The sequence below is a fragment of the Microbacterium sp. ZXT2-5 genome (assembly GCF_055329545.1).
On the sequence record NZ_JBUZWD010000002.1, the window covers coordinates 234,655 to 260,479 of the forward strand.

20 protein-coding genes are annotated in these 25,825 nt (G+C 71.8%); 14 read left to right on the plus strand and 6 right to left on the minus strand.

Annotated features, from left to right (window positions below; translation table 11 throughout):
- The first annotated feature begins 21 nt into the window (after window positions 1–21).
- Entirely contained in the window at window positions 22–624 is a 603-nt protein-coding gene (gene rimM, locus ACZBH1_RS14590) for a ribosome maturation factor RimM (protein ID WP_463646795.1), read from the plus strand.
- Window positions 625–725: 101 nt separating this feature from the next.
- Entirely contained in the window at window positions 726–4,787 is a 4,062-nt protein-coding gene (locus tag ACZBH1_RS14595; RefSeq protein ID WP_463646796.1) for a bifunctional nitrate reductase/sulfite reductase flavoprotein subunit alpha, read from the plus strand.
- An 87-nt stretch (window positions 4,788–4,874) separates the two neighbouring features.
- Here the strand turns inward: ACZBH1_RS14595 and ACZBH1_RS14600 are convergent, their stop codons facing one another.
- Window positions 4,875–6,308 (minus strand): MFS transporter, encoded by a 1,434-nt coding sequence (locus ACZBH1_RS14600; protein WP_463646797.1) that lies wholly within the window; start codon window positions 6,306–6,308, stop codon window positions 4,875–4,877.
- Window positions 6,309–6,489: 181 nt separating this feature from the next.
- On the opposite strand from ACZBH1_RS14600, the gene trmD reads away from it, so the two are divergent.
- On the plus strand, window positions 6,490–7,185 hold the full coding sequence (trmD, locus tag ACZBH1_RS14605) for a tRNA (guanosine(37)-N1)-methyltransferase TrmD (protein ID WP_336396933.1): 696 nt from the start codon (window positions 6,490–6,492) through the stop codon (window positions 7,183–7,185).
- Between the two features lie 28 nt (window positions 7,186–7,213).
- Here the strand turns inward: trmD and ACZBH1_RS14610 are convergent, their stop codons facing one another.
- Genes ACZBH1_RS14610 through nirB form a run of 4 tightly spaced genes read right to left on the minus strand, consistent with a single transcriptional unit; the run spans window position 7,214 to window position 12,073 of the window.
- Complete coding sequence (locus ACZBH1_RS14610; RefSeq protein ID WP_463646798.1) at window positions 7,214–8,350, minus strand: uroporphyrinogen-III synthase; 1,137 nt, start codon at window positions 8,348–8,350, stop codon at window positions 7,214–7,216.
- The gene (cobA, locus tag ACZBH1_RS14615) at window positions 8,347–9,102 is read right to left on the minus strand and encodes a uroporphyrinogen-III C-methyltransferase (protein ID WP_452324485.1); all 756 of its coding nucleotides are present in this window, start codon (window positions 9,100–9,102) and stop codon (window positions 8,347–8,349) included. Before cobA ends, ACZBH1_RS14610 begins: the two co-directional genes overlap by 4 nt.
- Window positions 9,099–9,497 carry a nitrite reductase small subunit NirD gene (nirD, locus tag ACZBH1_RS14620; protein WP_463646799.1) on the minus strand — a complete coding sequence of 133 codons (399 nt, stop codon included), beginning with the start codon at window positions 9,495–9,497 and terminating at the stop codon, window positions 9,099–9,101. Before nirD ends, cobA begins: the two co-directional genes overlap by 4 nt.
- Complete coding sequence (gene nirB, locus ACZBH1_RS14625) at window positions 9,494–12,073, minus strand: nitrite reductase large subunit NirB (RefSeq protein WP_463646800.1); 2,580 nt, start codon at window positions 12,071–12,073, stop codon at window positions 9,494–9,496. Before nirB ends, nirD begins: the two co-directional genes overlap by 4 nt.
- Window positions 12,074–12,383: 310 nt before the next feature.
- Here nirB and glgX point away from each other — a divergent pair, with 310 nt between their 5' ends.
- The 3 genes from glgX to treZ are packed head-to-tail and all read left to right on the plus strand — an operon-like array spanning window position 12,384 to window position 18,681.
- Window positions 12,384–14,597, plus strand: a complete 2,214-nt coding sequence (gene glgX / locus ACZBH1_RS14630) for a glycogen debranching protein GlgX (RefSeq protein WP_452324483.1) — start codon at window positions 12,384–12,386, stop codon at window positions 14,595–14,597.
- Window positions 14,594–16,951 carry a malto-oligosyltrehalose synthase gene (gene treY / locus ACZBH1_RS14635; RefSeq protein ID WP_463646801.1) on the plus strand — a complete coding sequence of 786 codons (2,358 nt, stop codon included), beginning with the start codon at window positions 14,594–14,596 and terminating at the stop codon, window positions 16,949–16,951. The genes glgX and treY overlap by 4 nt, the downstream gene beginning before the upstream one ends.
- Entirely contained in the window at window positions 16,948–18,681 is a 1,734-nt protein-coding gene (treZ, locus tag ACZBH1_RS14640) for a malto-oligosyltrehalose trehalohydrolase (RefSeq protein ID WP_463646802.1), read from the plus strand. The genes treY and treZ overlap by 4 nt, the downstream gene beginning before the upstream one ends.
- A gap of 1 nt (window position 18,682) precedes the next feature.
- On the opposite strand, the gene map is transcribed toward treZ, so the two are convergent.
- Window positions 18,683–19,465: a type I methionyl aminopeptidase gene (gene map, locus ACZBH1_RS14645; protein ID WP_452324480.1), complete on the minus strand. Its 783-nt coding sequence runs from the start codon at window positions 19,463–19,465 to the stop codon at window positions 18,683–18,685.
- A gap of 119 nt (window positions 19,466–19,584) precedes the next feature.
- On the opposite strand from map, the gene ACZBH1_RS14650 reads away from it, so the two are divergent.
- From ACZBH1_RS14650 to dprA, 8 genes are all read left to right on the plus strand, one after another.
- Complete coding sequence (locus ACZBH1_RS14650) at window positions 19,585–20,079, plus strand: MFS transporter permease (protein ID WP_336396939.1); 495 nt, start codon at window positions 19,585–19,587, stop codon at window positions 20,077–20,079.
- 167 nt (window positions 20,080–20,246) lie between these two features.
- Window positions 20,247–20,594, plus strand: coding sequence for a 50S ribosomal protein L19 (rplS, locus tag ACZBH1_RS14655; protein ID WP_172989725.1), 348 nt, complete (start codon window positions 20,247–20,249; stop codon window positions 20,592–20,594).
- A gap of 134 nt (window positions 20,595–20,728) precedes the next feature.
- Entirely contained in the window at window positions 20,729–21,505 is a 777-nt protein-coding gene (gene lepB, locus ACZBH1_RS14660; RefSeq protein WP_378881222.1) for a signal peptidase I, read from the plus strand.
- Window positions 21,502–22,161, plus strand: a complete 660-nt coding sequence (gene rnhB, locus ACZBH1_RS14665; protein WP_336396941.1) for a ribonuclease HII — start codon at window positions 21,502–21,504, stop codon at window positions 22,159–22,161. The genes lepB and rnhB overlap by 4 nt, the downstream gene beginning before the upstream one ends.
- A gap of 63 nt (window positions 22,162–22,224) precedes the next feature.
- Entirely contained in the window at window positions 22,225–22,548 is a 324-nt protein-coding gene (locus tag ACZBH1_RS14670) for a DUF2469 family protein (protein WP_159843786.1), read from the plus strand.
- A gap of 111 nt (window positions 22,549–22,659) precedes the next feature.
- Window positions 22,660–23,028, plus strand: coding sequence for a YraN family protein (locus tag ACZBH1_RS14675; protein ID WP_336396942.1), 369 nt, complete (start codon window positions 22,660–22,662; stop codon window positions 23,026–23,028).
- A complete protein-coding gene (locus ACZBH1_RS14680) occupies window positions 23,025–24,548 on the plus strand; it encodes a YifB family Mg chelatase-like AAA ATPase (RefSeq protein ID WP_463646803.1) in 1,524 nt (507 codons plus the stop codon). The genes ACZBH1_RS14675 and ACZBH1_RS14680 overlap by 4 nt, the downstream gene beginning before the upstream one ends.
- Window positions 24,545–25,735, plus strand: a complete 1,191-nt coding sequence (gene dprA / locus ACZBH1_RS14685) for a DNA-processing protein DprA (RefSeq protein ID WP_463646804.1) — start codon at window positions 24,545–24,547, stop codon at window positions 25,733–25,735. Before ACZBH1_RS14680 ends, dprA begins: the two co-directional genes overlap by 4 nt.
- Window positions 25,736–25,825 lie beyond the last annotated feature (90 nt).

Consider the following 25,825-nt stretch of genomic DNA (forward strand, 5'->3'; position numbering starts at 1 on the left):
GGTCCTGAGGCCCGCCGCCCCGTGAACGCGGTTCCCCCCGCCGGCAGGACGCAGCTACGCGTCGGACGCCTGGTGAAGGCCCACGGCCTCAAGGGCGCCATCAAGATCGAGCTGTACACCGACGATCCCGACGGACGCTTCGTCCCGGGCGCGACGTTCACGCTCCAGGTGCCGGAGTCGTCGCCGTGGCACGGCAAGCCGCTGACGGTGCGCGAGTTCCGGTGGATGAACAGCCACCCCGTCGCGTTCTTCGAGGGCGTCGACGACCGGTCCGCCGCAGAGGAGCTCATCCGCGCGATCTTGTGGGTCGACGAGGACTCCCAGTCCTCGCCCGCCGAGGACGACGCGTGGTTCGACCACCAGCTCGTCGGCCTCGACGTGGTGCGCGACGGCGAGACCGTCGGCCGTGTCGTGCGTGTGGACCACCTCCCGGCGCAGGACCTCCTCATCGTGAAGGTCCGCGAGGACGAGGTGCTCGTGCCGTTTGTCAAGGCGATCGTCCCCGAGGTCGATGTCGCCGGCGGCCGCGTGATCGTCACGCCGCCGGACGGCCTCTTCGAGGAGCTCCCCGACGACGAGGGCGATGAGACGCCGTCGCGGTCGGACGACGACGCCGCCGGCTGACGCCGCCCTCACGCCGCTCTCCCGGCGGGCGTGCGGCAGATGTGATCTGCGGGAAACACGGCGGGAAAGGTCCCGGAACCTCTCTGCCCGACCATGGTCACATGGCCGAAGTCCGCTCCCCGGTGCGCACCGTGTGCTCCTACTGCGGCGTCGGCTGCGGCATCTCGGTGACCACCGCGGACGGCGGAGCGGGGCATCCGCTCACCATCGCGAAAGTCGTGGGCGACCGCGAGCATCCGACGAACGCCGGACGCCTCTGCACCAAGGGAGCCACGCACGCCGAGCTCATGCAGGCCCCCGGCCGCATGACGTCGGCGCATATCCGACCGGCCCGGGGCGAGCCCGCCGAGCCCGTCCTGCTGACCGATGCGGTCACGGATGCCGCCGCCCGCCTGCGGGCCATCCTCGACGAGCACGGCCCCGACGCTATCGGGCTGTACGTATCGGGCCAGATGAGCATGGAGGCGCAGTACCTCTCCAACAAGCTCGTGAAGGGGTACCTGCGCGGCATCCACATCGAGTCGAACTCACGACTGTGCATGGCATCGGCCGGCACCGGCTACAAGCAGTCGCTCGGCGCCGACGGCCCGCCCGGGTCGTACGAGGACTTCGACAGGGCGGACCTCTTCTTCGTCATCGGGTCCAACACCGCGGACTGCCATCCGATCCTCTTCCTGCGTATGGCGGATCGGCTGAAACAGGGCGCGCGGCTCATCGTGGTCGACCCGCGCCGGACGGCGACGGCGGACCGGGCCGACCTCTTCCTGCAGATCCGCTCGGGGACGGATCTCGCGCTCCTGAACGGGCTGCTGCATCTGCTCGTGGCCGCCGGCGACATCGACGAGGAGTTCATCGAGGCGCACACCGAGGGCTGGGAGCACATGCCCGCGCTCCTGGCCGACTACCCGCCCGATCGCGTCGCCGACATCACCGGCCTCGCCGAGGAGGACATCCGCACCGCCGCGCGCTGGATCGGCGAGGCCGGCGAGTGGATGACCCTGTGGACCATGGGACTCAACCAGTCCACGCACGGCACCTGGTCGACCAACGCCATCTGCAACCTGCACCTGGCGACCGGGGCGATCTGCCGCCCGGGCAGCGGCCCGTTCTCGCTCACCGGTCAGCCCAACGCGATGGGCGGCAGGGAGATGGGGTACATGGGGCCCGGCCTGCCCGGCCAGCGCGCGGTGTTCAGCGCGACGGACCGCGCCTTCGTCGAGGATGTGTGGGGCCTGGAGCCGGGGACGATCCGCGCGGAGTCGGGCTCCGGGACCATCGACATGTTCCGTCGCGCCGCCGAGGGCGAGATCAAGGCGCTGTGGATCGTCTGCAGCAACCCGGTCGCTTCCGTCGCCAACCGCAGGACCGTGATCGAGGCGCTCGAGAGCGCGGAGCTCGTCATCGCGCAGGACGTCTACACCGAGACGGCCACCACGGCATACGCCGACATCCTCCTCCCCGCGACCCTCTGGGTGGAGGCGGACGGCGTCACGGTCAACAGCGACCGCACCCTCACCCTGGTGCGGGACGTCGTGCCCGCTCCGGGCGACGCGCAGCCGGACTGGCTGCTGATCTGCCGCATCGCGCAGGCGATGGGATTCGACGGCTTCGACTTCGCCTCCAGCGCCGAGGTCTTCGACGAGATCCGCCGGTTCTGGAACCCGCAGACCGGCTGGGACCTGCGCGGGGTCACCTACGAGCGCCTCCGCGAGACGCCGGTGCAGTGGCCCGCCCCGCCCGGCGACCCCGCGACGCGTCATCCGATCCGGTATGTGAACGACGGCGTCAGCCAGTCCCTCCACGTCGAGGACGACGGCACGGTGCCGCGGCTGGCCTTCGCGACGCCGTCGCGGCGCGCGCAGTTCCTCGCCCGTCCGCACCTCGATCCGGCGGAGCTGCCCGACGACGACTACCCGTGGGTGCTCAACACCGGACGCCTGCCGCATCACTGGCACACCCTGACCAAGACGGGCCGGGTGGCCAAGCTCGCCAAGCTGCACCCTGGACCGTTCGTCGAGGTGCACCCGTTCGACGCCGAGCGTCACGGCATCTCGGACGGCGACCAGGTCGAGGTCGCATCGCGCCGCGGCCGGTTCGTCGTGCCGGCGGTGCTCACCGATCGCGTCCAGCCCGGCAGTCTGTTCGCCCCGTTCCACTGGAACGACGAGCACGGCGAGTACGTCACCGTGAACGCCGTGACCAACGACGCGGTGGACCCGATGTCGGCGCAGCCGGAGCTCAAGGTCGCCGCTGTGTCGCTGCGCCGCGTCGGGCCCGGTGCCGGCGCCGCCGAGCCGTCGACGGCCTCCGCCGACGAGGCGCTGGCCCAGGCGGGCGTGCCCCTCGCGCCACCCCCGCTGAGCGACACCGAGGGCGCCTATCTGGCGGGCTTCCTGTCGACGGTGCGGTCGGTGGCGCTCGCGCCCGGTGAGGTGCCGGTGCTGCCGGCCGAGGCGCCGCTGGGGGCGCTCGCGCGCGCCTGGTTCGACGGCGTGCTCGCCGGCGCGTTCTCGCGCGCCTCCGTCGGCGGCGCGACGCCGCAGTCCGGCGATGCCGATGAGGTCGTCGTGCTGTGGGGCTCGCAGACCGGGAACGCCGAGGAGTTCGCCACGGCCGCGACCGCCGCCCTCGGGGCGCGCGGCATCCCGGCGCGGTCGCGGAGCATGGCGGAGCTGCGCGCGACCGATCTCACCGCCGTGCGCCGACTGCTCGTCGTCACGTCCACGTTCGGCGACGGCGGCCCGCCCGACAACGGCGCGGCACTGTGGCACGACCTGAACGCCGACGGCGCGCCGGAGCTCTCGGACCTCCGCTACGCCGTGCTGGCGCTCGGCGACTCCAGCTACGACGACTTCTGCGGTCACGGCCGGCGTCTGGACGCGCGGCTCGGCGAGCTGGGGGCGACGGCCCTGCTCGAGCGCGTCGACGTCGAGCCCGATGCCGACGAGCCGCGCGAGGCGTGGCTGGCGCAGATCCTCGAGACGCTGGCGGGGGAGGGGACGGGGGCTGCGGCATCCGTCGTCGCACCTCCGGCCCCCATGAAGCGCCTGTTCACCCGCGCCAACCCGGTGCACGCGCCCCTGGTGCGCAATGAGCTCCTCAGCCGGCCCGGGTCGCAGAAGGAGGTGCGGCGGATCGGCTTCGACCTGTCGGAGTCCGGCGCGACGTACGAGGCGGGCGACTCGCTCGGCGTCGTGTGCGCCAACGCGCCGGGTGTGGTGACGGAGTGGCTCCAGGCCACCGGGATCGCCCCGAACACGATCGTCGAGCTCGACGGCGAGGAGCGCACGTTCGCCGACGCGCTGCGGACGCGGCTGGACATCACCAGGACGCCGCTGGACCTCGTCCGCTTCATCGCCGAGCGCAGCGGCGACAGCGGGCTGAACGCCCTGCTCCGGCGCGAGAACAAGGGCCGGCTCGAACAGTTCCTGTGGAGCCAGCAGGCCGTGGACCTCGTCCGCGACTTCCGCGTCGCCGCGTCGGCCGACGAGTGGGTCGGCGTGCTCAAGCGGCTCCAGCCGCGCCAGTACTCGATCTCGTCGAGCCCGAAGACCGATCCGGGCACCGTCGAGCTCACCGTGTCGGTGGTGCGGTTCCAGACCGAGTCGGGTCGTGCGCGGGGCGGCGTCTGCTCGACGTTCCTCGCGGACGGCGAGGCGACGGCGGCGCCCGTGTACCTGCAGCGCTCGCCCGCCTTCCGTCCGCCGGCCGCATCCGATGCGCCCATGATCATGATCGGGCCGGGCACGGGCATCGCCCCGTTCCGCGGATTCCTCCACGACCGTCGCGCCGACGGGCACACCGGCCGCAACTGGCTGTTCTTCGGGGAGCAGCACGCCCAGACGGACTTCTACTACCGCGAGGAGCTGCAGCAGATGCACGCGGACGGCTTCCTCACGCGCCTGGACCTGGCCTTCTCGCGCGACCAGCGGCAGAAGATCTACGTCCAGGACCGCATGGTCGAGCACGGTGCGCGTCTCTGGCGCTGGCTCGAGGACGGAGCCCACGTCTACGTGTGCGGCGATGCGACGCGCATGGCCAAGGACGTCGAGGCGACGCTCCTCGGCATCGCCCAGCAGCACGGCAAGCTGTCCGAGGACGCGGCGACGGAGTACGTCCGCGCCCTGGCGGCCGACGGCCGCTACGCCCGCGACGTGTACTGAGGACCGCCTCGTCCCCACGGGCGCGGGGGCAGCACGAAGATGAGCGGATGCCTCGGCCGAGGCATCCGCTCATCTTGTGGTGTCGCGTCAGATGCGCTGCTTCGCCAGCGAGGCCCGGGGGACGACGTAGACGAGCACCGTCACGAGCAGCAGCGCGACGTACGCGGCGACGAACCCGGCGAACGCCGCGGTGTAGCCGCCCGTCGCCAGCTGCGAGGCGTTGAGCACCTGCGGCACGAGGAACCCGCCGTAGGCGCCGATCGCGGAGATCAGGCCGAGGGCGGCCGCGGCCTTGCGCATCATCCTGGTCGCCTCCGGCGACCCCGGCTCGTCGCCTCGCGCGAGGGAGCGGGCCGCGAAGATGCTCGGGATCATGCGGTAGGTCGAGCCGTTGCCCATTCCGGTCGCGGCGAACAGCACGAGGAAGCACGCCAGGAACACGGCGAAGTTGCGCAGCGGCATCGTCAGGATGAGCGCCAGCGCGCCCAGAGCCATCACCGCGAAGGCGCCGACGGTCACACGCGCGCCGCCGAAACGGTCGGCGAGCCTGCCCCCGTACGGACGGGCCAGCGAGCCGACGAGGGCGCCGAGGAAGGCCAGCGAGATCGCCGCCTGGCCGACCTGGATGGTCGACAGCGCCGGGAACTGGTCGGCGATGAGCTTCGGGAAGACGCTCGCGAAACCGATGAACGATCCGAACGTCCCGATGTACAGGACCGCCATGACCCACAGGTGCGGCTCGCGGAGGGCCGCCGCGGACCCCGCGAAGTCGGCCTTCGCGGACGAGAGGTTGTCCATGTAGCGCCACGCGCCGAACATCGCCAGCAGGATCAGCGGGATCCACATCCAGCCGGCGAGCGAGATGTTCAGCGTCGCCCCGGCGCCGATGGTCACAGCGATCGGCACGGCGAACTGGGCGACCGACGTGCCGAGGTTGCCGCCGGCGGCGTTCAGGCCGAGGGCCCAGCCCTTCTCCTTCTGCGGGAAGAAGTACGTGATGTTGGCCATCGAGCTGGCGAAGTTGCCGCCGCCGACGCCGCCGAGGGCGGCGACGAGCAGGAGGACGCCGAACGGCGTCTCGGGGTTGGACACGACGATGCCCAGGAGCACGGCCGGGATGAGCAGGAGCGCGGCCGAGACGATCGTCCAGTTGCGGCCGCCGAAGATCGCGACCATGAACGTGTACGGGAAGCGGAGCGTGGCGCCCACGAGACTCGGGAGGGAGATGAGCCAGAACGACTCCGAGCTGGTCAGCTGGAAGCCCGCGGCCGGGAGCATCACGACGACGATGCTCCACAGCTGCCAGATGATGAAGCCCAGGAACTCGGCGAAGATCGACCAGCCGAGGTTGCGGCGTGCGATCGCACGCCCCTCGGCCTTCCAGAACGCCGGGTTCTCGGCGTTCCAGCCGTCGATCCAGCGTCCGGGTCGATGAGTGAGGGCGACCGGCGCGTCGGCCGGGGCGATGGACCGGGGCGGTGCGTCGGTATGGGTCGTGGACGGGGTCACGGTGGTTGTCATGGCGCCTCCCTGAGGTGAGCTGACACTGGGGGTGAGTGTGCTTCCACGCTAGGAACGGGGTGTTTCGGCCCGTCTGCCCGCGCGGTTACTTCCCGGTCACTTCTCGATCACCGTCCGGCGCCTCCCGCGGTGGGTGCCGCGACACACGTCCGAAACACGCGCGCCTCCTAGACTCGGAGGCATGCGCGTCGACATCGTCACGATCTTCCCGACGTTCTTCGACGTGCTGGGCGTCTCGCTGATCGGCAAGGCCCGTGACCGCGGCATCCTGGAGATGCACGTCCACGACCTGCGGGACTGGACGCACGACCGTCATCGCACGGTCGACGACACGCCGTACGGCGGCGGGGCCGGCATGGTGATGAAGCCGGAGCCGTGGGGCGAGGCGCTGGACGCGGTGCTCACCGACGACGCCGTGCTGCTGGTGCCGTCCCCGGCGGGGGAGCTGTTCTCGCAGCCGATGGCGCGCGAGCTCGCCCAGGAGGAGCACCTCGTGTTCGCCTGCGGGAGGTACGAGGGCATCGACCAGCGCGTCGTGGACCACTACGCCGAGCGCGGACGCGTGCGGCTGGTGAGTCTCGGCGACTACGTCCTCAACGGCGGGGAGGTCGCCGCCATGGCCGTGATCGAGGCGGTCTCGCGGCTGATCCCCGGCGTCGTGGGCAATCCCGAGAGCCTCGTCGAGGAGTCGCACGAGCTGGGACTGCTGGAGTACCCCAGCTACACCAAGCCCGCGCAGTGGCGCGGGCTGGAGGTGCCGCCCGTGCTGCTCAGCGGGAATCACGGGGCCATCGCGGCCTGGCGGCGCGAGCAGAGCCTCGCGCGCACGCGTGCGCACCGGCCCGACCTGCTGCCGGAGCCCGACGCCGCGTCGTAGCGGCGGCGCGTCCCGGCGACCGGTCCGCTCACGCCGGATCGATGACGTTGAGCCGGTAGCCGCGCTTGACGACCGTCTTGACGAGGTCCGGCACGCCCAGCGACTCGCGGAGGCGTGCGACGGCCATCTCGACCGCGTGGGTGTTCTCCCCCGAGCGCGGCAGCGCCGTCTGCAGGCGATGGCGCGACACGACGCCGCCGTGCGCGTCGAAGAGCACGCCGACGATGTCGGTCGCGCTGCGCGACAGCGCGATGTGGCGGCCGTCGAGCACGATGCCCGTGCTGCGGAGCTCGAGGCGGCCGGCGGAGGTGGGGAGCGATGCCGCGCCGCCGCCGCCGAAGTGCGTGACGACCGCCCGCACCAGCGAGCCGAGCCGGCCGCGCTCGGCGATGAGGGGCTCGAGGCCGGCGTCGAGCAGCGGGCCGGCCGTGATCGGCCCGACCGCTGCCATCAGCAGGCGGCCCTCGGCGTCGCGCTCGAGGATCGCCTCGAGCATCCCCTCCTGCCGTGCCGCCGCGAGCCACTCGGCGGCGCCCGGTGCCGAGGTGAACAGGACGGCGTCGACCTCGCCGTGCGCCGCCGCGACGACGGACCGCGACACCGCCGCCGGGTCCGGCGGTGGCCCCCAGCGGTAGACGGTGAGGCTCACCACGTCGGCGCCGGCGCGCTGGAACAGCTCATCCAGCCCGTCGGCACCCGAGCCGTGATGCTGCACCGCGACGCGGCGGCCCGCGATGCCCTCGGCCAGGAGGTACTCGCCGAGCTCGGCGGACGTCTCGGACTCGGCCACCCAGTCCGCCGTGAGCCCGGCCTGCTGGATCGCACCCCGGGCCTTGGGGCCGCGGGCGACGATCTGCGCCCCGGCGAGCGCGTCGTGCAGCTCGTCGAGGAGCCCGGCCTCGTCGGCCGCCTCCATCCAGCCGCGGAAGCCCACGCCGGTAGTGGCGACGACGATGTCGGGGGGACGCGCGATGAGCTCCTGCGTGGCGGCGATGAGCGCGTCGTCGTCGATGTGGGGGACGATCGTCAGCGCGGGCGCGTGGCGCACCTGCGCGCCGTGTCGCTCGAGTGCGGCTGCCAGCTCGAGCGAGCGACGGTCGACGGCGATGACGATCGTGCAGCCGTCGAGCGCGGCCGAGAGGGTGGGGCGGGTGGTGGAGCTCAACGGACGGTGTCACCTGCCAGCTGGCGGTCGGGAAGCAGCAGCCCGGCGCGGGCGACCTCGCCCACGACGATGACGGCGGGGTTGCGGACGCCGGCGACGCCCGCGTCGAGCACGACCGCGCCCAGCGTGCTGCGTGTCGTCCGCTGATCGCGGTGGTGGCCGCGTTCGACGATGGCCACGGGCCGGTCCGCCGGGACGCCCGCGTGCAGCGCGTCCGAGACGATGCGGGGGAGGGCTCCGACGCCCATGAGGATCACGGTCGTCACGGCGTCGTCGCGCATCGCCGCGAGAGTGGCCGCGGTGACCTCGGCGGGGCCGTTGACGATGTGCACCGCGCCCGCCACGCCGCGATGGGTGACGGGGATGCCGGCGGCCTGGGGCACGGCGATGGCGCTCGAGATGCCCGGCACGACGTCGACCGGGATGCCGGCGGCCAGGCACGCGGCGACCTCCTCGCCGCCCCGCCCGTACACGAAGGGGTCGCCGCCCTTCAGGCGGACGACGTGCTTGCCCGTCTTCGCCCGGGCGACCAGCAGCTCGTTGATCTCCTCCTGCGGCACCGGGTGGTGGCCGGGATGCTTGCCGACGTCGATGATCTCGACCTCCGGCCCGACATGCTCGCGGATGTCGGTGGGCCCCAGCCGGTCCATGACGATGACGTCCGCACGCGTGAGCAGCCGCCAGGCGCGCACGGTGAGCAGGTCCAGGGGCCCCGGTCCGCCGCCGATCAGGTCGACGCGGCCGACGCTCATACCTCGTCCTCCCAGCGCACGTGCACGTGCCCGCCGTCGACGGACACCGGCCACACGTGCAGGCTCATCGGCTCCTTGCCCTGCGTGTCGAGGCAGGCGCCGGTGCGAAGGTCGAACACCTGCTTGTACATCGGCGACGCGACCGTCGGGATGTCCTGGCGCGTTCCGACGATCCCGCGCGAGATGACGTGCGCGCGACTGTACGGGTCGAGGTTCGACACCGCGTGGACGCGGCCGCCCGTGCCGTCCGGGCCGCGGAGCAGGAAGAGGGCGATCTGGGTCCCGCCCAGGAGCGCGGCGCGCCCGCGCTCGATCTCGAGGTCGGCCAGTTCGCACACGCGCACCCATCCGGGAGGTGCGGTGTACTCGGTCGTCTGCGGGTCGACGAGGGTCATCGGCGCACCTCCAGTGTCGTGCCGGCGATGAGCACGCGCGAGTCGGCCCGCTCGTCCTCGGTGGCAGGTCGGGGCTGTCCGCGCTCGGCGGTGTAGGCCAGTGACGGGTCGGGGGTCTTCGGGGCGTTCACGAACGAGGCGAAGCGGCGCAGCTTCTCGGGGTCCTCGAGCGTCGCCTTCCACTCGTCCTCGTACGATTCCAGGTGCGCGGCCATCGCGGCATCCAGATCCGCGCAGATGCCGAGGCTGTCGTCGAAGATCACGGCGCGAAGGCCGTCGATGCCCCCGTCCAGATCCTCGAACCACGGCGCCGTGCGCTGGAGGCGGTCCGCGGTGAAGATGTAGTACATCAGGAACCGGTCGATCGCGGTGAGCAGTTCCTCGTCGCTGAGCCCCTCGGCCAGCAGCACCGCGTGGCGCGGCGTGAAGCCGCCGTTGCCGCCGACGTACATGTTCCAGCCGGCCTCGGTCGCGATAACGCCGACATCCTTGCCTCGCGCCTCGGCGCACTCCCGGGCGCAGCCCGAGACGCCCAGCTTGATCTTGTGGGGCGAGCGGAGGCCGCGATAGCGCAGCTCCAGCTGGACCGCCATGCCCACGGAGTCCTGCACGCCGTAGCGGCACCACGTGGATCCGACGCACGACTTCACCGTGCGCAGCGACTTGCCGTAGGCGTGCCCGGACTCGAACCCCGCCTCGACGAGGCGCTGCCAGATGTCGGGCAGCTGCTCCAGGCGGGCGCCGAACATGTCGATGCGCTGTCCGCCGGTGATCTTGGTGTACAGGCCGAAGTCCTTCGCGACCTGGCCGATGACCAGGAGCCCCTCCGGCGTGATCTCGCCGCCCGGGATGCGCGGCACCACCGAATAGCTGCCGTCCTTCTGCAGGTTCGCCATCACGTGGTCGTTGGTGTCCTGCAGCGTCGCGTTCTCGCCGTCGAGCACGTGGCCGCGCACGAGCGTGGACAGGATGCTGGCGAGCGCCGGCTTGCAGATGTCGCAGCCGCGACCGGTGCCGAAGCGCTCGATGACGGCGCTGAACGTGGTGAGACCGGAGACGCGCACCGCGTCGAACAGCTGGCGGCGCGACATGTCGAAGTGCTCGCACAGCGCGTTGCTCAGTGCCGCACCGGTCTTCGCGAGCTCGGTGCCGACGATCTTCTTGACCATCATCACGCACGAGCCGCAGGCGGCTCCCGCCTTCGTGCACGCCTTGATACCTGCGACGTCGGTGCAGCCCTCCTCGTGGACCGCGTGACGGATGGCGCCGGCGGTCACGCTGTTGCAGGAGCAGACCAGCGCCTCGTCGGGGAGGTCCCCGGTGGGCGCGGCCACACCGCCTTCGGGCATGAGATAGGCGGCGGGATCGCCGCCGAGCGCGCCGCCCACGAGCGGCCGCAGCGATCCGTACGCGGAGGCGTCGCCGACGAGGATCCCCCCGAGCAGCGTCTTCGCGTCGTCGGACAGGACGAGCTTCTTGTAGACCCCGGCCACGGGATCGGCGTAGGTGACGTCCAGTGCACCGGGCGTCTCGGCGAAGGCGTCGCCGAAGCTCGCCACATCCACGCCGGAGAGCTTGAGCTTGGTCGACAGATCGTAGCCGGGGAAGGATGCCTCGCCGCCGAGCAGCCGCGTAGCCGCGACCTCGGCCATCGCGTAGCCCGGGGCGACCAGGCCGACGCACAGGCCGTCGTAGTTGGCGACCTCGCCGATCGCGAGGACGCGGGGATCCGACGTCTGGCAGCCGGCGTCGATGAGGATGCCGCCGCGCTGGTGCACGTCCAGGCCTGCGGTCCGCGCGAGCTCGTCGCGCGGGCGGACCCCCACCGTGAAGACGACCACGTCCGTCCGGTCGTACGAGCCGTCCTGGAACTCCAGTCCCGCGACCTGGCCGGTGCGGTCGGGATCGAGCCGTGTGGTGACCGTCCGGGTCTTCACCGCGATGCCCCGGGACTCGATGAGTCGCCGGAGGGCGTCGCCCGCGGGGAGGTCGAGCTGCGCCGACATCAGCCGATCGGAGGACTGGACGACCGTGCAGTCCACGTCCAGCCCCTGCAGCGCCCCGGCCGCCTCGAGGCCCAGCAGTCCTCCGCCGATGACGGTGCCGACGAGCGGGCGGCCGAGCTCCGCGGAGCGGCGCTGGACGAACGCCTCGAGCTTCTCGACGTCGTCGAGGGTGCGGTACACGAAGCAGCCCTCGAGCCCGAAGCCGTCCACGGCCAGGCGGGCGGCGTACGATCCCGTCGCGAGCACGAGCCGGTCGTACGCGACGCTGGTGCCGCTGCGGGTGGTCACGCGCCGGGCCTGGCGGTCGATGCGGGTGACCGCGTCGCCGCGCAGGAAGCGGACGCGCGGGTCCTCGAGCACGGTGCGCTCGAGTTCGAGGTCGGCCGCCGAGGCGCCGCTGAAGAAGCCGGTCAGCCCCACGCGGTCGTACGGCGGGCGGTCCTCCTCGCCGATGAGCGTCACCCGCCACTCGTCGCCGGCTCGGGTGAGCAGGCTCTCGACGAAGCGGTGGGCGACCATGCCCGCGCCGACGACCACCACGTGGGTGCCGAGCGCGGGGCTGTGCATCATGAGGTCACCGTACGCGGGTGATGTTGCAGCGGCGTCAGCGTCATGTTTCCGGTTGTTGACACGGTCGCGGTGGGCCATGGCTCCTCCTCGTCGGCCGGATGTTCGGTGAACACGAAGCTACGAGCGCGGTGTTTCACCGCCCTGCGGGCGGGGGTTACCTCGAGCGAACGTTTCTCTCACACGGCATGCGACGCCCTTGTGAGGTCGCGGTCGTGGCGGGGGGGCCTACCCTGTTCGCGCACGGTGCGCCAGTCCCGGCGCCCGGTCATCGCCGACCGATATCGTGAAGGCCCCGCAAGATGGAGGTCGTATGCAGATCTGGCCAGGTTCCCCGTACCCGCTCGGTGCGACCTTCGATGGGAGCGGGACGAACTTCGCGCTCTACAGCGAAGGTGCCGAACGCGTCGAGCTGTGCCTGTTCGACGACGACGGCAACGAGACACGGGTCGACCTCGTGGACGTGGACGCGTACGTGCATCACGGCTATCTGCCCTCCGTGCAGCCGGGCCAGCGCTACGGCTACCGTGTGCACGGGGAGTTCGATCCCAAGTCGGGCAAGCGGTTCAACGCCCACAAGCTCGTGCTCGATCCGTACGCCAAGGCCGTCGAGGGGCAGGTCGACTGGGGCCAGCAGGTCTTCGGCTACGACTTCGGCGAGCCGGACTCCCGCAACGACGAGGACTCCGCCGCGCACCAGATGATGGGCGTCGTCGTGAACCCGTACTTCGACTGGGCCGGCGATCGCCTTCCCAAGACCCCCTACTCGGAGACGTTCATCTACGAGGCCCACGTGCGCGGCCTGACGCAGCTGCACCCCGCGATCCCGGAGGAGATCCGCGGGACGTACAGCGCGATCGCCCACCCTGCGATCATCGAGCACCTGCAGAAGCTCGGAGTCACCGCGATCGAGCTGATGCCCGTCCACCAGTTCGTCAACGACTCGGTGCTCGAGGAGAAGGGCCTGTCGAACTACTGGGGCTACAACACCATCGCGTTCCTCGCCCCGCAGAACACCTACGCCTCGAACGGCCAGCGCGGGCAGCAGGTGCAGGAGTTCAAGGCGATGGTGAAGTCGCTGCACGCGGCGGGGATCGAGGTCATCCTCGACGTGGTCTACAACCACACGGCCGAGGGCAACCACCTTGGCCCCACCCTGTCGATGCGGGGGATCGACAACGAGGCCTACTACCGACTCGAAGCGGACGACAAGCGCTACTACACCGATTACACCGGCACGGGCAACAGCCTCAACGTCGGCAATCCGCACACGCTGCAGCTGATCATGGACTCGCTGCGGTACTGGGTGCTGGAGATGCACGTCGACGGGTTCCGCTTCGACCTGGCGTCGACCCTCGCGCGCGAGTTCTACGAGGTCGATCGGCTCGCGACGTTCTTCGAGCTGGTCCAGCAGGATCCCGTGGTCTCGCAGGTGAAGCTCATCGCCGAGCCGTGGGACGTCGGTCCCGGCGGCTACCAGGTCGGCAACTTCCCGCCCCAGTGGACGGAGTGGAACGGCCAGTACCGCGACACCGTCCGCGACTTCTGGCGCGGCGAGCCCGCGACCCTCGGCGAGTTCGCCTCCCGGCTCACCGGGTCGGCCGACCTCTACGAGCACTCCGGGCGCCGGCCCGTGGCATCCATCAACTTCGTCACCGCGCACGACGGCTTCACCATGCGCGATCTCGTCTCGTACAACGACAAGCACAACGAAGCCAACGGCGAGGACAACCGAGACGGGGCGGACGACAACCGCTCGTGGAACTGCGGCGCGGAGGGCCCGACCGAGGACGTCGAGGTGCTGTCGCTGCGGGCACGTCAGCAGCGCAACTTCATCGCGACACTGCTGCTGTCGCAGGGCGTGCCCATGCTGCTGCACGGCGACGAGCTGGGGCGCACGCAGCGCGGCAACAACAACGGCTACGCGCAGGACAACGAGATCACGTGGGTGGACTGGTCGGCCGTGGACCAGCCGCTGCTGGAGTTCACCGCGGCGCTGGCGCGGTTGCGCCGTGAGCACCCGACCTTCCGCCGTCGCCGTTTCTTCGACGGCCGGCCGGTGCGGCGGGAGGAGGGCGCCCCCGTTCCCGACATCGTGTGGGCGCGTCCGGACGGCTCGCAGATGCAGCCGGAGGACTGGGACTCGGGCTTCGGCCGCGCCGTCGCGGTCTTCCTCAACGGCGGCGGCATCCGCGAGCGCGACCGCCGTGGCGAGCCGATCACCGACCGGCACTTCATCATCCTGTTCAACGCCGGAGACGACGACGTGGACTTCCTCATCCCCGCGGTGGAGTTCAGTCCCGAGTGGGACGTCATCGTCGACACCGCAGGTCAGCACGCCGACACCGACCCCGTCGAACCCGGCACCACGCTGACGGTGCGCGGTCGCTCGCTCATGGTGCTGCGCGAGCACCAGATGGAGGAGCCGGAGGTGGACCACTCCGTCGCCGCGTCCCTCGCGGTCACGGGTGTGGCCGGACCGGACGAGGTGCCCGGTGCGGCGCCGCGGGCGGAGCTGTCCCGGTGACCCGAACGCCAGCGCGGGGTGCGCGGCCGCGCTCGACGTACCGGCTGCAGATCCGGCCGTCGTTCACGCTGGACGACGCCGCCCGGTTGCGCGACTACCTCGGCGCGCTCGGTGCCGACTGGGTGTACTTCTCGCCGATCCTCGCGGCGTCCGAGGGATCCGATCACGGGTACGACGTCGTCGATCCGAGCACCGTCGACCCCGCGCGCGGCGGCCGCGATGCGCTGGAGCGCGCCGCCCGCGCCTTCCACGAGGCGGGTCACGGCGTCCTGGTCGACATCGTGCCCAATCATGTGGGCGTCGCGCGCCCCGCCGAGAACCCGTGGTGGTGGGACGTGCTGGCGAAGGGGCGCGGGTCGCGGTACGCGCGCGCGTTCGACATCGACTGGGAGTTCGGCGGCGGCAAGGTGCACCTGCCGGTGCTGGGCGAGACGGTCGAGGAGGCCGCAGCGTCGGGCGCTCTGCGCGTCGAGGACGGCGAGCTCCGCTACCACGACCACCGCTTCCCCCTGGCTGGAGGGTCTGCACCCGGCGATGGGGACGTCCTCGCCGTGCACGCCCGGCAGCACTACGAGCTGATGCACTGGCGGCGCGAGGCGTCCGACCTCAACTACCGCCGGTTCTTCGGGGTCTCCAGTCTCGCCGCGGTGCGGGTGGAGGACCAGGACGTCTTCGACGAAACGCACGCCCAGGTCCGCAGCTGGTTCGACGACGGCCTCGTCGACGGTCTGCGCGTCGACCACCCGGACGGGCTGCGCGCCCCGGTGGAGTATCTCGAACGGCTCGCAGAGCTCACCGGCGGGGCGTACGTCCTCGTGGAGAAGATCCTGGAGCACGGCGAGGCGCTGCCCCCGTTCTTCGCCGCAGAGGGCACGACCGGATACGACGCGCTGGCCGAGATCGACCGCGTGCTGGTCGACCCCCGGGGCGAGGACGCCCTCGACGCCCTCGACGCCCGCCTCCGCGAGCGCTCCGGGCTTCCCGCTCCTCAGCCGTGGGCCGACGTGATCGCGGGGACCAAGCGCGCCATCGGCGAGGGGATCCTGCGATCGGAGGTGCGCCGTCTCGCGCGTGAGCTCGGCGCGCCCGACGACGCAGCGGTGGAGGACGCCGTGGTCGAGCTTCTCGCCCGGTTCCCGGTGTACCGCTCCTATCTGCCTGCGGGGCGGGAGCATCTCGACGCCGCCGCGGACGACGCGCGCGCGCACCGCCCGGACCTTGCCGCGGCGATCGACGCCGTCGTCGCGGCGCTCCGCGACCCCCGGCATCCCGCCGCCCTGCGCTTCCAGCAGACGAGCGGGATGGTGATGGCCAAGGGCGTGGAGGACACCGCGTTCTACCGTGCGACCCGCCTCGGCACCCTCACCGAGGTGGGCGCCGACCCCTCGCAGTTCGCGCTGCCGGTCGACAGGTTCCATGCGGCGCAGGCGGCCCGGCTCGCGGCGTGGCCGCACGCCATGACGACGCTGTCGACGCACGACACGAAGCGCGGCGAGGACGTCCGCGCACGCCTGTCGGTGCTGGCGGAGATCCCCGAGCGGTGGGCGGAGGTGCTCGAAGAGCTGACGGATGCCGCATCCAGCGGTCACGGCCCCTTCGACGCGCTGCTGTGGCAGGCCGTCATCGGCGCATGGCCGGCGTCACGCGACCGTCTCCACGCGTACGCCGAGAAGGCGGCGCGGGAGGCCGGTGAGGCGACGAACTGGCTGGATCCGGATGCCGCGTTCGAGCGCCGCATGCACGCGATGGTCGACGCGGCCTTCGACGACCCCGCGGTGGCCGCCCGCGTCGAGTCGTTCGTGTCCGAGATCGAAGGCGCGGGGTGGTCGAACGCGCTGTCGGCCAAGCTCCTGCAGCTGGCAGGACCGGGCGTGCCGGATGTTTACCAGGGCAGCGAGCTGTGGGAGCACAGTCTCGTCGACCCCGACAACCGCCGTGCCGTCGACTTCGACGTCCGCCGCGGACTCCTCGCGGCGATCGATCGGGGCGAGCAGCCGCTGATCGACCGCACGGGCGCGGCGAAGCTCCTCGTCACGGCGCGCACCCTCCGCCTGCGGCGGGACCGTCCCGAGCTGTTCACGCGCTACACGCCGGCGGCGGTCGTCGGCGCCGCCGCGCATCACGCGATCGCCGTCGACCGCGGCGGCGCGCTGGCCGTCGCGACCCGCCTTCCGGTGGCCCTGGCGGCACGCGGCACGCGATCGGGCTCGCCCTGGGAGGACACGATGCTGCTGAGACACGCCGGCACCACGACCGACGTGTTCACCGGGCGGGTCTACCGCGGCCACGTCGCGCTCGCCGAGCTCCTCGAGCTGTACCCGGTCGCCCTCCTCGTCCCGGAGGAGCCGGCGTGATCCCCGAAGTGTGGGCTCCCCGGGCAGCTGCCGTGTCGCTGCGCGCTCCCGCACGCGGCGCGGACTCTCCGATGACGGCGCGCGGCGGGGGCTGGTGGCGGGCTCAGGTGGCGCTCCGGGACGGCGAGGAGTACGGTTTCGTGCTCGACGGCGCGGACCATGCCCGACCCGATCCCCGGTCGCGCCGGCAGCCGCGCGGCGTCCACGACCTCAGCGCCGTGTTCGATCCCGCAGCGCACCTCTGGGGCGACAGCACGTGGACGGGGCGCCAGCTCGCCGGGGGCGTCGTCTACGAGATGCACATCGGCACGTTCACCCCGGAGGGGACCCTGGATGCCGCGGCCGAGCGCCTCGATCACCTCGTGGAGCTCGGGGTCGACTTCGTCGAGCTGCTGCCGGTCAACGCCTTCAACGGCGTGCACAACTGGGGCTACGACGGCGTCCTCTGGTACGCGGTCCACGAGGCCTACGGCGGTCCGGCCGCGTACCAGCGCTTCGTCGACGCCTGTCATGCCGCGGGCCTCGGCGTGATCCAGGACGTCGTGCACAACCATCTCGGGCCGAGCGGCAACTACCTGCCGGAGTTCGGGCCGTACCTGCGCGACGCGGAGTCGAACACGTGGGGATCGTCGGTGGACCTCGATGAGGACGAGGTCCGCCGCTACATCGTCGAGAACGCCCTGATGTGGCTGCGCGACCACCACGTCGACGGCCTCCGCCTGGACGCGGTCCACGCGCTGAAGGACCGCCGCGAGGTCCACATCCTGCAGGAGCTCGCCGAGGCCGTCGACGCGCTCAGCGCGCACCTCGGCAGGCCGCTGACCCTCATCGCCGAGTCGGACATGAACGACGCCCGTCTGATCGCCGCGAGGGAGGCGGGCGGCTACGGGCTCACCGCGCAGTGGAGCGACGACTACCACCACGCGGTGCATGTCGCCCTGACGGGCGAGACGGCGGGCTACTACGCCGACTTCGCTCCGCTCAGCGCGCTGGTCAAGGCGTCCACTCGCGGGTTCTTCCACGACGGGACGTGGTCGTCGTTCCGCGGACGTGCCCACGGACACCCCATCGATCCGCGCATTCCGACCTGGCGCCTGGTCGCCTTCTCGCAGGATCACGACCAGATCGGCAATCGCGCGGCCGGTGACCGACTGTCGCAGTCGCTCGACGAGGGGGGACTCGCGATCGCGGCCGTCCTCACCGTGCTCGCCCCGTTCACCCCCATGCTGTTCATGGGGGAGGAGTGGGCGGCCTCCACGCCGTGGCAGTTCTTCACCTCGCACCCCGAGCCCGAGCTGGGGGAGGCGACCGCGCGCGGGCGCAAGGCGGAGTTCGCGCGGATGGGGTGGGACGAATCCGTGGTGCCCGACCCGCAGGATCCCGAGACGTTCTCGCGATCGAAGCTGCGCTGGGACGAGAAGGATGCCGGAGCGCACGGCAGGATCCTCGCGCTGTACCGCGCGCTGCTGGCACTGCGCCGGGAGCGGCCCGAGCTCACGGATCCGGACTTCCGTCACCTCGAGGCGTCGGCCGACGAGGATCAGCGGTGGTACCGCCTCTCCCGGGGCGCGGTGGAGATCATCGTGAACTTCTCGCCGACCGAGGTGGAGCTCGCCGCGACGGAGGCCGCCGACCTCCTGCTGGCGACGGACGAACGTGCGCGTCTGGAGCGGTCTCGTCTCACCCTGCCACCGCGCTCGGCCGTCGTGACGGCTCGCGCGACGTCCTGACTCAGGCGACGCCGAGCCAGGAGCGGTCGGTGAGGACGATCGGCCCGTCCTCGGTGATCGCCACCGTGTGCTCGGAGTGCGCGCCGCGCGAACCGTCGACCGAGCGCAGCGTCCATCCGTCGGGGTCGGTCACGAGCTCGTCGGTCGTCTGCAGGAACCACGGCTCGAGCGCGACGACGAGACCAGGGCGCAGCGGGTAGCCGCGGCCGGCCTTGCCGTCGTTGGCGACGTGCGGGTCGCCGTGCATGACGCGGCCGACGCCGTGGCCGCCGAAGTCGGTGTTGATCGAGTAGCCCCGGCCGTGGGCGACCTCGGCGATCGCCGCGGAGATGTCGCCGATGCGGTTGCCGACCGTCGCCGAGGCGATCGCCGCGTCCAGCGCGCGCTCGGTCGTGTCGATGAGCACGAGGTCCTCGTCGCGCGGCGTTCCGACGACGAACGAGACGGCCGAGTCGGCCACCCAGCCGTCGACCGACACCGCGAAGTCCAGCGACACCAGGTCCCCGTCGCGCAGGGCGTAGTCGAAGGGGAGCCCGTGCAGCACGGCGTCGTTCACGGACGTGCAGATGACCTTGCCGAACGGCCGGGCGCCGAACGAGGGGTGGTAGTCGATGTAGCAGGACTCCGCTCCGGCGCGACGGATCAGATCGTGGGCGCGCCGGTCGATCGCGAGGAGGTTCGTCCCCACCTTCGTCTCGTCGCGCAGGGTCGCCAGGGTCTCGGCGACGAATCGCCCTGCGGGCTTCATCGCCTCGATCTCGGCAGGCGTGCGCAGCTCGATCATGTGGAGGTTCCTCTCGTCCGGATCCATTCTGGCCGACCGGTGACCCCGAGGCTGTGAGGATGCCGCGCGGCGCGCGGAAGGGCACCACGGCGCGGTGGGGCGGGCGTACCATCGGGGGCATGTGGCTGCGTCGTGCGTTCTTCGGCTGGCTCCTTCCCGCCGCCTTCCTCCTGCCGCTGTGGCTGCTCGTCGGCTGGGCCGTGTTCAACGCCGGCGGCTGGGCGTTCCTCTGGGTTCTGTTCCTGGCGATCCCCGGCGTCTTCCTGTGGCAGCTGCTGCTCACCCTTCTGGTGCGTGCCCGAGGAACCGTCCGTGCGCACCGCGCGGTGTCGTGGTGGGACGTCCTCGGGTTCACGGTGTGGCACGCTCTGGTGATCTCGCTGGGGTTCTTCGCCGAGGACTGGTGGGCGCCGATCATGGTCGTGGCGATCCTCGCCGGCGTCGGCCTGTTCTGGCTGGAGCTGTGGCAGCTGTGGAGCGAGGCCCGACCCACCCGCTTCGTGCTGCGCACGTCGGAGGGGATGGCCTACCTCCCCGCCGAGGGCGCGGCTCCGGAGCAGCAGGACCGGGAGGTCTTCGTGATCACCGAGAAGCAGGCGCCGCCCGCCGGCTGACGCGTTTTGGCCGGTCGCGGCATCCGTGGCAGAATGGATGTTTGTGCCCTGACCGGTTCTGCCTCAGGGGAACCAGCTGTACGGCGTCACGCCGGAGGCCTGCGGCACACCCAGTCCTTACTATCCTTCCCGCGGTCGACCTGTGGCGGCCGCAGAGAGAGACGATCATGCAGATCCTCGACGCCGTCGATGCGGCTTCGCTCCGCTCCGACATCCCCGCCTTCAACGCCGGCGACACCGTGAAGGTGCACGTCAACATCACCGAGGGCAACCGCTCGCGCATCCAGGTCTTCCAGGGGGTCGTCATCGGCCGCTCGGGCGACGGCGTTCGCGAGACCTTCACGGTCCGCAAGATCAGCTTCCAGGTCGGCGTCGAGCGCACCTTCCCGGTGCACTCCCCGGTCATCGACCACATCGAGGTCGTGACCCGCGGTGACGTCCGCCGCGCCAAGCTCTACTACCTCCGCAACCTCCGTGGCAAGAAGGCCAAGATCAAGGAGAAGCGCGAGAACTGACACCCGCTCTCGCATCGCGGTCACGAAGCCCCGGACGCCACGCGTCCGGGGCTTCGTCGTTCTCCGCGGCGGCGCGGAATGTGCGACCCTTGAACACGGGCCGCCGCGACCGACGGCGCCTGCGAAGGAACTCCATGACGACCGAGAAGTCGGCTCCTGCCGAACCGGCGCCCGGGCCCGAGAACGCGGCAGCCCTGCAGCCGCGGCGTCGCGGCTGGCTGACCTTCCTGCGCGACGTGATCGTGATCGTCCTGATCGCTGTGCTCGTCTCGCTCGTCGTGAAGACCTTCCTGGTGCGGTCGTTCTACATCCCCTCCGGATCGATGGAGGACACCCTCCACGTCAAGGACCGCATCCTCGTCGACGAGATCACCCCGCGATTCGGCGAGTACGAGCGCGGCGACATCGTCGTCTTCCGCGACCCGGGCGGCTGGCTGCCGCCGAGCACCGAGCCCGCGCGCCCGCCCGTGGTCGAGGGGCTCGAGTGGGTGCTGTCGCTGGTGGGGCTCGCAGCGCCCGACAGCGACGACCACCTGGTGAAGCGGATCATCGGCGTCCCCGGCGACCACGTGGTCTGCTGCAACGCCGCCGGTCAGATCACGATCAACGACGTCGCGATCGACGAGACCGACTATCTGAAGCTGCCGACGGGGGAGGCCGCGGCGTCCGGCGACGCCTTCGATGTCGTCGTCCCCGAGGGGAGCCTCTGGGTGCTGGGCGACAACCGCTATCGCTCGAAGGACTCGCGGTACAACACCGAGCAGCCGGGCAAGGGATTCGTGCCGATCGACAACCTCGTCGGCCGCGCGTTCCTCGTGACGTGGCCGTTCGACCGGTTCGGCCCGCTGGACTTCCACCACGAGGTCTTCGCGAGCGTGCCGAGCCCGGCCGCGGAGGGCAGCGGGCGGTGACCGTCGCGGAGCCTCGGCTCACGCTCGAGCGCCGCCTCCTGCGGGAGCACGCACTCGTCATCGCGTTCGACGAGGTCGGGCGGGGCGCGCTGGCCGGACCGGTGGCCGTCGGCGCCGCCGTGATCGACCCCGCGCGCTCCCGCAAGCGGATCCCGCAGGGCCTGCGGGATTCCAAGCTCGTCCCGGAGCCCAAGCGCGCCGACGTCGCGGCCCGCGCGGCGGCGTGGGTCGCCTGCAGCGCGGTGGGCTGGGCGAGCTCCGAGGAGGTCGACGAGATCGGCATCATCCGGGCGCTCGGACTCGCTTCCGTCCGTGCTCTGGCCGATCTCCGGGCGCACGGCGTGGTGCCGGAGGAGAGCATCGTGATCCTCGACGGGAACTACGACTACATCACCCCCGCCGGCGCGTGGGGTCTGACCGTCCGGCCCGTCGTCAAGGCCGACCGCGACTGCGCCTCGGCGGCTGCGGCATCCGTCATCGCCAAGGTGGCACGCGACCGGCTGATGACCGATCTCCACGACGAGCTGCCCGCGTACAACTGGGCGCGCAACAAAGGCTATGCCAGTCCGGATCACCGCGAGGCGATCCGTCTGCACGGCATCAGCAGGCATCATCGCGCCTCGTGGTCGATCGCGGACGCGCCGACCCTCTTCTGAGGGTGTTCGCCTCGCGCGGACCGGACATCGAGCCCGCCCCGGCGCCCATAGGATGGAGGCACCATGGATGACGAGGTCTTCGAAGACTATGACCGCGAGCTCGAACTGGCGCTCTACCGCGAGTATCGCGACGTGGTCTCGCAGTTCCAGTATGTGATCGAGACGGAACGGCGCTTCTACCTCGCGAACGAGGTCAACGTCGTCCGGCGAGACACCGAGCACGACTTCTACTTCGAGATCTCGATGTCCGACGTCTGGGTGTGGGACATCTACCGCGCAGACCGGTTCGTCAAGGCCGTGCGGGTGCTCACCTTCAAGGACGTCAACGTCGAAGAGCTCTCGCGCCGCGACTTCCACCTTCCGGAAGAGCTCTCGCTCGACAGCTGAGCCCCGCGGCGGCTCCTCCCCAGCCCGGCGATTCCCGCCGACAGCCGGCGTTCTGAACGGATGCCTCCCTCCGCCGCCCGCGCACGCGGGACCGTGCGCGAGCATGCCGTCATGGCAGACAAGGACGTGCTCGGGCGCGCCGGCGAGGATCGCGCAGCCCGCTACTTCGAGGAGCTGGGCTATACGGTCCTCGCCCGCAACTGGCGTTCGCGAGAGGGTGAGCTCGACCTCGTCGTCGCGGACGCGCGCGCCGTGGTCGCCGTCGAGGTCAAGACGAGGCGCGGGGAGGACTTCGGGCACCCCTTCGAGGCGATCGACGCGCGCAAGCGGGCGCGGCTGTGGCGGCTCGCCGTCGCCTTCGTGGCGGCGAATCGGGATGCCGTCCAGGGGCGCCGTCTCCGCATCGATGCGATCGGACTGACCGGCGCCGTCCCCGAGCACGCCCGGCTCGAGCATCTCGTCGACGTGGAGGTGCCGTGAGCGTCGCGCGCACCTGGGCGGTCGCCCTCGTGGGCGCTGAGGGCGAGTGCGTCGAGGTGGAGGCCGACCTGTCGAAGCAGACGCCGGAGTTCCGCATCATCGGCCTTCCCGACAAGGCGCTGGGCGAGGCGGTGCAGCGCGTGCACAACGCCTGCGCGAACAGCCGCACGCCGCTGCCGCGACGCCGGCTCACGGTGAACCTCTCACCGGCCAGCCTTCCCAAGCAGGGATCCGGATTCGACGTGGCCATCGCCATCGCGTGCCTGGCGACCGAATCGTCGATGGACGCCGCGTCGGTCGCCGGCACGGTGCACATCGGTGAGCTCGGGCTGGACGGTCGGCTGCGTCCCGTCGTGGGCGTGCTGCCCGCCGGCGTCGCGGCACGCCGCGCCGGGCATCGCCGCGTCGTGGTGCCTCACGCGAACGGTGCCGAGGCGGCCCTCGTCGACGGCATGGAGGTGCTCGCCGCGGTGAATCTGGCTCAGGTCGTGGCGTGGCACGGCGGCGACGTCGAGGTCCCCGACGACGAGCCGGTCGCCGTCACCGACGACGACCCGCCCGCCGAACCCGCTCCCGAGCTCGCGGAGGTCATCGGCCAGCGCGACGCGGTCGAGGCCCTGATCGTCGCCGCCGCCGGGGGTCACCACCTGCTGATGTGCGGCCCGCCCGGCGCCGGCAAGACCATGCTCGCGCGGCGGCTGCCGGGGATCCTCCCCGAGCTCGACGACGAGGCTGCCCTCGCCAGCGCGTCGATCCGCAGTCTCGCCGGAGCCCGGGTGGTCGAGTTGTCGCGCACGCCGCCGTTCGAGGCGCCCCACCACAGCGCGAGCATCGCGGCGCTGGTCGGCGGCGGCACCCGGTTGATCCGGCCCGGTGCGATCGCCCGCGCGAGCGAGGGCGTGCTCTTCCTCGACGAGGCGGGCGAGTTCGCCGCCAGTGCACTGGACGCGCTGCGTCAGCCGCTGGAGTCGGGCGCGATCACCATCCACCGCGCGGGGGCCTCCGCGAGCTACCCGGCGCGCTTCCAGCTCGTGCTGGCGACCAACCCGTGCCCGTGCGGCGACTACGGCATCCGCGGCGGGACCTGCACGTGCCCGCCGGCGGCCATCCGCCGGTACCTCGGCAAGCTGTCCGGTCCGCTGCGCGATCGCATGGACATCGAGCTGACCCTCACCCGTGTGTCCGTCGCGCAGCGTGACCTCGGCCCGGCGATGTCCAGCGCGGCGGCCCGGGAACGCGTGAAGGACGCCCGGGCCCGGGCGCGACGACGGCTGGAGGGCACGCCATGGCGTGTCAACGCCGACGTTCCGGGAACCTGGCTCCGCGAAGGACCCTCGGCGCCGCCGCCGGCCGTGCGTCGACCGCTGGACGCGGCGCTGCACCGCGGCGCACTCACCCTCCGGGGGTACGACCGGGTGCTCCGCGTGGCATGGTCGCTCGCCGACATCGACGGACGCCCCCAGCTGGGCGGCGAGCACGTCGGTCGCGCCCTCTATCTGAAGAAGGGATTGGCCCCGTGAACGGAATCGACCTCAGCCTGCGTGCCTCCCGCCGGGCACTCGCGCCGCTGGGACGCGAGACATTCGACGACGAGGACGCCCGCGAACGCCACGCCACCGTCGTCTGGTGCCTGCTCACCGAGCCGGGTGACTCCGTGGCGCGCAGGGTCATCGCGGCGTGCGGCGCCGCGGACGGCCTCGAGGCGGTCCTCGCCGGCGACCCCGTCCCGGCCCTCACGCCGCGGGAGCTGGCCGACGGCCGCAGACGCTGGCTTCCCCGTCTCTCGTCCGAGGCGGTCGGTGACGCGGTGCGCACCGCGGCGGCACGCGGCGTCCAGCTCGTCACGAGAGGCGATCCCGACTGGCCCGATCCGATCGACGACCTCGGCGACCACGCTCCGCTGTGCCTGTGGGTCCGCGGCGACGCCACGGCGCTGCGCCGGCTCACCCCCTCGGTGGCGATCGTCGGGGCCCGGGCGGCCACGGGGTACGGCGACCATGTCGCGATGGAGCTGGCCTCCGAGCTCGCAGCGCGCGGTGTCGCGGTGGTCTCCGGGGGCGCCTACGGCATCGACGGCGCGGCCCATCGCGCCGCTCTCACGGCCGGCGGACTGACCGTGGCCCTCCTCGCCGGTGGCGCCGATCGTGCGTACCCCGCCGGGCACACGCAGCTGATCGACGACATCGCCCGACGCGGGGGCGTCGTGATGAGCGAGGTGCCGTGCGGCTCGGCGCCGACGAAGTGGCGATTCCTGCAGCGCAATCGCCTGATCGCCGCTCTCGCGGGGGCGACCGTCGTCGTCGAGGCCGGGTGGCGCAGCGGATCCCTGAACACGGCGGGCCACGCCGCCGCGCTGTCACGGCCGCTCGGCGCCGTCCCCGGCCCGATCACCTCGGCGGCGTCGGCCGGCGCGCTGCGCCTCATCCGCGAGTACGGAGCCGAGTGCATCACCGGTGCCGACGACGTCTGCGAGATGCTGGGGCTCAGCGCGCACGCGAACGGCGCGGCATCCGCGGACGGCTACACCGACGACACCACGCGCGTGCAGGACGCCCTGAGCAGCCGGGTGTGGCGCGGCGTCGATGAGATCGCGCGGCGCGCAGGGATGGCGCCCGACGCCGTCGAGCCGTGCCTGGGCATGCTGGCGCTGGCCGGGGAGGCCGAAGCGGGCGCGAGCGGATGGCGGCGTCCGCCCGGCGGCCGATGACGACGGGGTGCGCGCGAGGGCACCAGACCCGCCGCCGTCCAGCGATCCGGGCCGCCGCACGCCGCGAGAGGTGCGTCGCACTGCGACGCC

Excerpts from the sequence above, each read along its gene's own strand:
- nirB (WP_463646800.1), bottom strand. The coding sequence starts at position 12,073 with ATGATGCACAGCCCCGCGCTCGGCACCCACGTGGTGGTCGTCGGCGCG.
- map (WP_452324480.1), bottom strand. The coding sequence starts at position 19,465 with ATGATCGAGCTGCGCACGCCTGCCGAGATCGAGGCGATGAAGCCCGCA.
- ACZBH1_RS14600 (WP_463646797.1), bottom strand. The coding sequence starts at position 6,308 with ATGACAACCACCGTGACCCCGTCCACGACCCATACCGACGCACCGCCC.
- lepB (WP_378881222.1), top strand. The coding sequence starts at position 20,729 with ATGACGACCGAGAAGTCGGCTCCTGCCGAACCGGCGCCCGGGCCCGAG.
- ACZBH1_RS14595 (WP_463646796.1), top strand. The coding sequence starts at position 726 with ATGGCCGAAGTCCGCTCCCCGGTGCGCACCGTGTGCTCCTACTGCGGC.
- ACZBH1_RS14675 (WP_336396942.1), top strand. The coding sequence starts at position 22,660 with ATGGCAGACAAGGACGTGCTCGGGCGCGCCGGCGAGGATCGCGCAGCC.
- cobA (WP_452324485.1), bottom strand. The coding sequence starts at position 9,102 with ATGAGCGTCGGCCGCGTCGACCTGATCGGCGGCGGACCGGGGCCCCTG.
- glgX (WP_452324483.1), top strand. The coding sequence starts at position 12,384 with ATGCAGATCTGGCCAGGTTCCCCGTACCCGCTCGGTGCGACCTTCGAT.
- trmD (WP_336396933.1), top strand. The coding sequence starts at position 6,490 with ATGCGCGTCGACATCGTCACGATCTTCCCGACGTTCTTCGACGTGCTG.
- ACZBH1_RS14650 (WP_336396939.1), top strand. The coding sequence starts at position 19,585 with ATGTGGCTGCGTCGTGCGTTCTTCGGCTGGCTCCTTCCCGCCGCCTTC.
- rplS (WP_172989725.1), top strand. The coding sequence starts at position 20,247 with ATGCAGATCCTCGACGCCGTCGATGCGGCTTCGCTCCGCTCCGACATC.
- ACZBH1_RS14670 (WP_159843786.1), top strand. The coding sequence starts at position 22,225 with ATGGATGACGAGGTCTTCGAAGACTATGACCGCGAGCTCGAACTGGCG.
- nirD (WP_463646799.1), bottom strand. The coding sequence starts at position 9,497 with ATGACCCTCGTCGACCCGCAGACGACCGAGTACACCGCACCTCCCGGA.